Origin of the sequence: Frigoribacterium sp. CFBP 13707 (genome assembly GCF_014842245.1) — a bacterium.
Lineage (GTDB): Bacteria > Actinomycetota > Actinomycetes > Actinomycetales > Microbacteriaceae > Frigoribacterium > Frigoribacterium endophyticum.
Genome location: NZ_JACYVL010000041.1, coordinates 1 through 308, shown reverse-complemented (window position 1 = coordinate 308; position 308 = coordinate 1). Strand labels below are relative to the sequence as shown.

At 72.1% G+C, this 308-nt stretch carries 1 protein-coding gene; it reads right to left on the bottom strand.

The window, feature by feature from the left end; all coding sequences use genetic code 11:
* A partial coding sequence (locus tag IFT45_RS16680; protein WP_371811073.1) for an SCO6880 family protein occupies nt 1-308 on the bottom strand: 308 nt, incomplete at both ends.

Genomic DNA, 308 nt, shown 5'->3' with positions numbered 1-308 from the left:
GCCTGAGCGGAGAGGCTGTCGATCGCGGCGCGCGCGTCTTCGATCGTTGCCGGGTCTTCGACGGTCGCCGTGACGACCATGCCGAAGTTCACAAGTCCCGCGCCGCCGGACTCCTCCGACTCGTTCGCGAACGCCGCCAGGGCGTCCTTCCGCGAGCGGCCGGTCGGCCGGCGGGACGAGCCGACGATGAACTCGGCGTCACGCTTGTCGGCCTCGACGATCGCCGCGGCCCGGGCCGGGTCGATCGGGCGGTAGAGCATGGTCACGCGCTTGCGAGCAATGTCGCGGTGCGGGGCGAGCAGGCGAGC